The sequence below is a fragment of the Tardiphaga sp. genome (assembly GCF_025356345.1).
Taxonomy (GTDB): domain Bacteria; phylum Pseudomonadota; class Alphaproteobacteria; order Rhizobiales; family Xanthobacteraceae; genus Tardiphaga.
The window spans coordinates 1-7594 of record NZ_JANXTC010000413.1; the positions used below are offsets into that span (position 1 = coordinate 1).

Here is a 7594-nt window from a genome sequence, read left to right on the forward strand (position 1 = left end):
CCATGCCGAGCACCCAGTTCGGGGCGAACTGGTAGTTGTAGCCGCCCTGGACGCCGCCCATGAACTTGCCGTTGTTGCTGTTGCTGGCAACACCGTTGAAGCTGTTGCCGCCGCCGAATGCGCCGCCGATGTTGCCGCCGAGGTAGAAGCCGGTCCAGCTATAGATCGGGGCGGCGACATAAGCCGGAGCCTTCGTGTAGGGGCGAGCCGCGAGGTCAGCAGCCGAAGCAGAGGTGGCCATGCCGAGCGTGGCGAGGGCAACGGAAGCAAGCAAAATCTTTTTCATCATCATTCTCCGAAATGGCCGGCTATTCGCTCAGCGTTGATTGCACCCTACAGGTTTCCGCCGAGATTCCTGTCTCCGCTTTGCAACAGCTCTCCAGAACACGCGCGTCCATGCGCGATATCGCCGTCGAAAACGATGCAAGACTGTTTGATGATGAATACCGCGTTAATTTGAGGCGAATGCAATATGATCCAAACAGCACACAGCAAGGCAGGAACGCCGCTATGCCTATTCGATGGATGACAGTAGTTTCGCTGTTTCTCGCTCTGACAGGTATCTGCATGCCGGCGCAAGCGGCCGAATCCCTCGCCATGCATCGCTGGAAGCATCGCGTTCTCGTGGTGGTCGCGCCGAGTTCGCAGGATCGTGATCTGCGGGCGCAGCGGCGGATTTTTCAAGAGGCCCGCGAGGGCATGGCCGAACGCAACCTGGTGTTGGTGGAAGCCGCGGGCGACGACCCGTCCGCGCGCGCGATTCGCCGCGAGGCCGCGGTCGATGGCACCCGGTTTCAGGTTTTGCTGATCGGCAAGGACGGTAACATCGCCGCCGCGTCCGCAACTCCACTGACCGCGCGGGGCTTGTTCGGCAAGATCGATGCGATACCGATGCGGAGGGATGAAATGCGGCGCAGGCCCTGACTGGGTACAATAATACAGTCGCGACCTGTTGAAGCGGCCCCGCGGGCGGATGCGATTAAAACGCAGGTAACTAAATATGCTAATCGCTTCGCAATCCTGGTGGTGCATGGTCGGTCCGAAGGTGGGCCATGCCGAAGCAAATCAAACCGACATCTGCCGGAGACCGGATTCGTTCCAAGCTCGACGGGGGCCGACCGACACTGGCCCGCGTCTCTTTTTCAAGTGCGCCACTGCTCTGGCTGATCATTGGCGGCCTGCTGCTGATCGCGGCGCTGGCGGCGATCATCGGAGCGACCGAGGCCAAACTTCCGGTCCACGTCGCCGGGATGGCCAGCCTGGTTATCGCCGTCATTCTGCTTTTTGCCGTGCACCGATTCGCGCGGCTGCATCGATCGGCGCGGCATCAACTCGATAACGCCCTCGACAACATGACGCAGGGATTGATGGTGTATGATTCCGCATCGCGGATCACGCTGTTCAACCGACGCTACGTGGAGATGTATGGGCTGTCGCTGGATATCATCCGGCCCGGGCGGCTGTTTCGCGATGTCATGCAACATCGCAAGGCGACAGGTTCGTTCGTGGGAGATCCGGTAACGTTCTGCGATACCGTTCTCAATAACGTCGCCGAAAACAGGCTGACGCACACCATACTGACGACGAAAACCGGCCGCTCGTTCCAGATCGTCAACCAGCCGCTTGGCGACGGTGGATGGGTAACGACCCATGAGGATGTCACCGAACTGAAGCGATCCGAACAGCGGGTCGAGCACATGGCCCATTACGACGCGCTGACCAACCTGCCCAACCGGGCCTTGTTGCGCGCCCGGCTGGATCAGGAAATCAGCCGCACCGCGCATGGTCAGCATTTCGCCCTGCTGTACATCGATGTCGACGAGTTCAAGGAGATCAATGATTCGCTGGGACATCAGGTTGGCGACGACTTCCTGAAGCAATTGGCGCAGCGCTTGAAAGCCTGTCTGCGGCAGACCGACTTTATCGCGCGGCTGGGCGGCGACGAGTTCGCCATCATCCAGACATCGGTTTCGGATGGCTCGGATGTCGAGGAACTGATCGCGCGTCTATATGCTGCCATTCGTGAGCCGTTCCAGTGCGGCGGTCATCAGCTCGCCTGCGATGCGAGCATGGGAATTGCGATGGCCCCCACGGATGGCGCCGAAATCGACCAGTTGATCCGGCATGCCGACCTCGCGGTGTATGACGCCAAAGCGGCGGGGCGCCGCACGTTCCGGTTCTTCGAGCCCAGGATGGACGCCAACGCCCGGGCCCGGCGCGAAATGGCGCAGGACCTGCGCGAGGCTGTCCGCACTGGCGGATTCGAACTGCACTACCAACCCATCGTCGATATCGCGCGCCACGCCATCGGCGGCTGCGAGGCGCTGTTGCGCTGGCCACATCCGGAAAAAGGCATGATTTCGCCGGTGGATTTCGTACCCGTCGCCGAGGATACCGGCCTGATCACCGAGATCGGCGAATGGGTGCTGATGACCGCCTGCCTGGAAGCCGCGACCTGGCCCGACCATATCAAGATCGCCGTCAACGTCTCGCCGGTACAATTCAGGTCGCCGGCACTGGCGCTGCGGGTGATCCAGGCGCTGGCCGCCTCGGGCCTCGCCGCCAGCCGGCTGGAACTGGAGATCACCGAAGCCGTTCTGATCCGCGACGACGAGGCGGCGCTGGCGGTGCTGCATCAGCTGCGCGCCATCGGCGTCCGCATCGCGCTCGACGATTTCGGCACCGGCTTTTCCAGCCTGAGCTATCTGCAACGCTTTCCGTTCGACAAGATCAAGATCGACCGCAGCTTCATCGCCGATGTGACGGTGCCGGGCGGGTCGTCGTCGATCGTGCAGGCGGTGGTGACCATCGCCGCGGCGCGCGACATGGTGACTACCGCCGAAGGCGTCGAGACCCAGCCGCAACTCGATCTGCTGCATATGCTGGGCTGCACCCAGATGCAGGGCTGGCTGTTCAGCAAGGCGCTGCCGGCGACGGATATCCGCGAGCTGCTTGGCAAGGACGACCAGGCCAGCATGATTATCGACGAACAGGCCGCCCGAATGTGGGCCGAGTGACAGCCGCGGCCTGAGCGACCACAGCGCCCGCGGTGCGAATGTCGATCGAAGCTGGCCAAGCCGAGGCGCTCGGGACGCCGCCTGTTAAGCTATGTCAGCACGGCGTTTACCCAATTGAGAGCCACTGAGGGCGAATGGGCGTTACCGGACCGGGCATCGAACGCGAAAACCATACGCTAATATTTTCCACCCGGCTCTGGCGCGACAGATACTTCTTTTCGACCGCGTCCGGACAACTCGCGCACCAGCGACTCAATGCGATCGATATCGCGAAGGCGCAGTTCCTGCTGCGCGTATGGAATTTCAATGCCTTCCCGGCGAAACCGCTTCAGGATGGCAAGCCGCACATCATTTGCGACTCCTGCGTCGACGCCGATATTGCCGACGTGAAAGAAAACCGTGAATTCGAGCGCATTGGCGCCGAAATTGCCAAGGATCGCGAATGGTCCCGGCGATTTCAGCGCCCGAGGATGTTCCGCGACGATCTCAAGCAGAATGGCGATAACCCGGTCCGGGTCGGCGTCGTACGAGGTGCCCACCATCACCGAAAGCCGCGCGCTGTAGCTGCCGTGCATCCAGTTGACCACCTGCCCGCTGATCAGGTCGGCATTCGGCACAATGACCGAGACGTTGTCGTAAGTCTCGATTTCGGTCGCCCGCACGTTGATGTTCCTGACCACCCCCATTCGGGCGCCAACCTCGATGCGATCGCCGACCTTGATCGGGCGCTCCACCAGCAGGATCAATCCCGATACGAAATTATTGATGATGGATTGCAGGCCGAAGCCGATACCGACCGACAGCGCGCCAGCGACGATGGCGATGTTCTGAAGGTTAAGGCCGATATAGGATAGCGCGACGATCACCGCCAGGATGCCCCCCGCATAGCCGACGCCGGTCCGGATCGAGCTACGAACGCCGACATCCAGATTTGTCTGCGGCAAAAACCGCCCGTCCAGCCAGTTCTGGATGGCTCGGGTAGCCGCCATGCCGACAATCAATACGGCAATCGCCCCGAGAATAGCCGATGGCGACACCGTGAACTCCCCGACCGAAACCCCGAAGAAGGCCGACGACATCGATCCGAGCACGTCGTCGGAACGAATTCCCCATGTCGCAAGAACCATGAACGCAGCCAGGCAAACGAGAGCCAACTGGACGAAGCCACTGAGCAAAGCAGCCATCTGGCGCACCGCGCCGCCGCCGAGGCCAGCCGTCTGCCGTAGAAAACGTCCAACGCCCCCGTGAAATGCAAATGCGCTCGCGATCAACGCGTCGGCAAACTGGCTGAGCAGAACATGGCTCATCAATACGGTCACGACGACGATCATCTCGCCGGCGACGAAGCGCCCAAATGCAACATAGCCACCGAGCGAGCCGAGAACGCTCGCAATCGATACCAGCCAGCCGAGCGGGATCAGTAAACGCCAGGCCGACCGCTTTTGGACCTCCGGCGAGCCCTCCTCATCTTCATCCGCCGCGTTTCCCGCGGCCAGACGCAACACCGCCATGAACATAAATGCCTTGGCGAGAGCTATTACCCCCTGGGCCAGGATCGAAAGTTCCGCTGATGCTCCGATTGCATTATTCGTGGCATCGAGCAGCAATCCCACCGCGGCGATCGTTCCAAGCAGGACCGCGAGCGGCACGATGCGATCCGCGGCTCTGTCATCCAGATCGACCAGCCGCCATGATGGCCTGCCCGGGGCAAGAACCGCACTGCTCAGGCTTGAAAAGAAAAACGCGAAGGTCGCGCCGAAAAACATCGCTCGGATAATTCCGCCCACATCGGACGGCAGCACGCCGAGCGCCATCAACGTCTGGTATAGCACCAAAAGCGAAATGCCGGGGATGACGGTGCCGGCCAGCACGATAGCTGCCGCCGATCCGGTTTTTCGCAACGCACTGGGGTCATCGACCACCGCATTGCGCTTGATCCAGCGCGCCTGCCACCGCCGCCCCGGCGACAGGAAGAACGACATCAGGACCACGGCGGCGATGGCACAGCCAAACAGCGCGCGCACCGGCTCCGCGGTCAACACGTCAAACCAGCGAGATACCATCTCGCCGAGATTACCCGCTGCGAACGGGACGGCCGCCGCCACCTCGACCCAGACTGAGGGGTTCATCAGGCTCGCCGAGCGCTCCAGCACCGAGTCCGTGAAGATGGTCCGGCGCCTATCCGAGATCGCGTCGAGCGATTGTTGAGCCCGCACATTGATCAGTTTGGATTGTTGAATAACGCCCTGACGCGCTGCGATCTCCGCTAGCAGCTTGGCTCTTTCAAGCTTGACGTCGTCCGACGGCGACGTCGGCGCATCGCTAGTCGGGGCGAGCTCGGCGGCTCTTTCGGTTGCCTCGTTAAGCCGGGGCTCGATCGTAGCTACAAGTTGACGTACGCCATCCTGTATCGAGGTGGCGCGCGCTCTCAAATCGGTCAGCGTTGTATCGGAGATCACGCGGAAGCCTAGCGCGCGCTCCGAAGTATCGAGCGTCTGCCGCCACTCGTCGAGCTTGCTTTGTGCCGTTGGAAACGTCGGCACCGCTACACCAGGCAGCCCTTCATCGGGGGAGGCCGCGGCGGTCACTTGCTTCGGCGCCGCGACTGCCGCCCCGTTGGCAGCCGCCAACGCGGCCGTCGAGCGCGCGATTTCGCACGACGATATGAAAAGGACCAAAGACGCCAGGAGAATTATATATGGTCTGTTTGAATTCATACTAACCAGTCACCGCCCGCTCGGGCATGATTCAATCGGGCGTGTGCCGTTATCGTATCCACGTTGATAATCTGCACAGCGTCGTAGGCTCTCCACAGCCAGAATGGTTGCCCGCGGAGTTTCGTTTGCCGGAACGACAACGTATCGAGCCCGGCAATTCTGTGTTGCCGCGTGATTGCTTGTGCATCGAAGACGAAACATTTCTGCCAGACAGTCAACGTTCTCGCAGTGAGTCCGAAACCTCCTGCGAAACATCCGGTAACATTCTTCGCGTAGCTGGACTTGCTGGCCACGGTCCCGGAGAATTGCGTCGCAAACGATAGAAACTACGTCGCGCTATAAATTCCAAGAATTCCGAGCCGACCAGTCTGATGACTGCGACCAGCATTGCATTGGCGGTCGACTTTATTTTTCGTTCGTTTTTCCAGGCATTCTCTCCAATCCGCATAAAACTCCTCCTGTTCATTTTCTGGTGCGATTCATGTCAGGATATAGGGGAGCGATGCGGCCAGCATCGTGAGCGCCAATACCGCGACCGCCATTTCGGCCCCGCGCTTTCGATCATTTAGGGAAGGTCGATACAGGGTCGCGTTTTCGATCTGATTGTCATTTCCCGCTGTTCTTTCAAGTTTCACATCATGTCCGAGAGGAATCGCGGCGCGAATGGAGGCGCTCCAGGGCTCGCCATGGATCGAGAAATAATCCGTGGCGAACCGGGTGTCCAAAGTCACTCGACTGATCGTCGAACACGCGACACACTCAAAAGTGTGAGTATCGAAGCCCGGCCCGGACGGCATGACATCAACTCGCCGAATTGGCGAGAAGCAGCCCAGACAGGAAAGCCTCTTGACCGCTTTTTTGCCTATAACGGAGTCCGGGGTGGTGTATGATGCCACTAGCGACCAGGCGAACACATTAAAGTTCAGACGATTCACCATTTCGGTCTCCTGCGAAGTAATCGGCGTTTGCGCGGGGCTCTGCGGCCCTCGATTGAAGTTTCGATTGCATCGACAAATTCACGATTGCGCTTCCCCGCCAGGACTCGACCAAAGCACTCCATGACGATCCACTAACTGTGCTTTGCAGGTCGTGTGATGTGGCAGGCGGCCCGGCTTCCTGAGCGTGGCGCTGGCCGCGCGCAAGACACGGTGGCAACTGCATGATATGTTTTCGAGGCCCTCGCGATTGACAATCGAGACGGTATCGCCGCGTCGTCTAATAAGACCCGCCTGTTCCAGACGCTGCATTTCATGGGTAACTCCGGCGCGCCGCACCGCGATCGCACGGCTGAGAGCTTCGGGCGTCGACTCGACGGTGTCAGAGCTGAGGCGGTCACTGGCGACAAGCAGCCATCGCGCAAGCCGCTGACTCAGACTATGCCGCGCGTTGCAGGCCACTAGCTGAGAGCTGTGAATGAAGACGACATGGGCATAGCGAAGCAGCAGAAATCTGAACTCCGGAATCTGGCTGAGCAGATAGCCGAAATCCGCGGCACGGAGACGAAGCGCCTCGCCCGCGACCTGCATGGCGCAGCGGTGCGATGAAGTCTCGACCCCATGCACGAGATCAAGCCCCACAAAATCTTGCGTGCCGAGGGTTCCTATCTCGACATTGGCACGGTCGCCGCCCGCCTTGGCAAAAAGCGCGGCCACCCCGCTCTCGATGAAGTAGACGTGCTTCATAGTCGTGTGACGTTCCTGGATCACATGTCGCCGACCAAGCGAGACTCGTTCGGCAAGTCGCGAGATTACAGCGAGGCTTTCTGCGGATAGCTGAACGAGCAACTCGTTGATCGGCGTTGGCGGCACAACAGCAGGGATGCGCTGCGCAAGGAGGCTGGAGCTGCTGCTCGGTGGTGAG

The 7594-nt window shown here is 60.4% G+C and carries 6 protein-coding genes; 2 read left to right on the forward strand and 4 right to left on the reverse strand.

Annotation, left to right across the window (positions count from 1 at the left end):
• A partial coding sequence (locus Q0S16_RS25485; protein WP_295855071.1) for an acid shock protein occupies nucleotides 1-286 on the reverse strand: 286 nt, incomplete at its 3' end.
• 14 nt (nucleotides 287-300) lie between these two features.
• On the opposite strand from Q0S16_RS25485, the gene Q0S16_RS25490 reads away from it, so the two are divergent.
• Complete coding sequence (locus tag Q0S16_RS25490) at nucleotides 301-924, forward strand: DUF4174 domain-containing protein (protein ID WP_295855073.1); 624 nt, start codon at nucleotides 301-303, stop codon at nucleotides 922-924.
• Between the two features lie 128 nt (nucleotides 925-1052).
• Nucleotides 1053-3017, forward strand: coding sequence for an EAL domain-containing protein (locus Q0S16_RS25495; protein ID WP_295855076.1), 1965 nt, complete (start codon nucleotides 1053-1055; stop codon nucleotides 3015-3017).
• A gap of 176 nt (nucleotides 3018-3193) precedes the next feature.
• Here Q0S16_RS25495 and Q0S16_RS25500 read toward each other — a convergent pair whose 3' ends face one another.
• From Q0S16_RS25500 to Q0S16_RS25510, 3 genes are all read right to left on the reverse strand, one after another.
• On the reverse strand, nucleotides 3194-5647 hold the full coding sequence (locus tag Q0S16_RS25500) for a DUF3772 domain-containing protein (protein ID WP_295855082.1): 2454 nt from the start codon (nucleotides 5645-5647) through the stop codon (nucleotides 3194-3196).
• A 566-nt stretch (nucleotides 5648-6213) separates the two neighbouring features.
• The gene (locus Q0S16_RS25505; RefSeq protein ID WP_295855084.1) at nucleotides 6214-6672 is read right to left on the reverse strand and encodes a hypothetical protein; all 459 of its coding nucleotides are present in this window, start codon (nucleotides 6670-6672) and stop codon (nucleotides 6214-6216) included.
• Between the two features lie 78 nt (nucleotides 6673-6750).
• A partial coding sequence (locus Q0S16_RS25510; RefSeq protein ID WP_295855086.1) for a Crp/Fnr family transcriptional regulator occupies nucleotides 6751-7594 on the reverse strand: 844 nt, incomplete at its 5' end.

Bases quoted from the DNA above. Each gene is read 5' to 3' on its own strand.
- Q0S16_RS25490 (WP_295855073.1), top strand. From the start codon at position 301: ATGGCCGGCTATTCGCTCAGCGTTGATTGCACCCTACAGGTTTCCGCC.
- Q0S16_RS25495 (WP_295855076.1), top strand. From the start codon at position 1,053: ATGCCGAAGCAAATCAAACCGACATCTGCCGGAGACCGGATTCGTTCC.
- Q0S16_RS25505 (WP_295855084.1), bottom strand. From the start codon at position 6,672: ATGGTGAATCGTCTGAACTTTAATGTGTTCGCCTGGTCGCTAGTGGCA.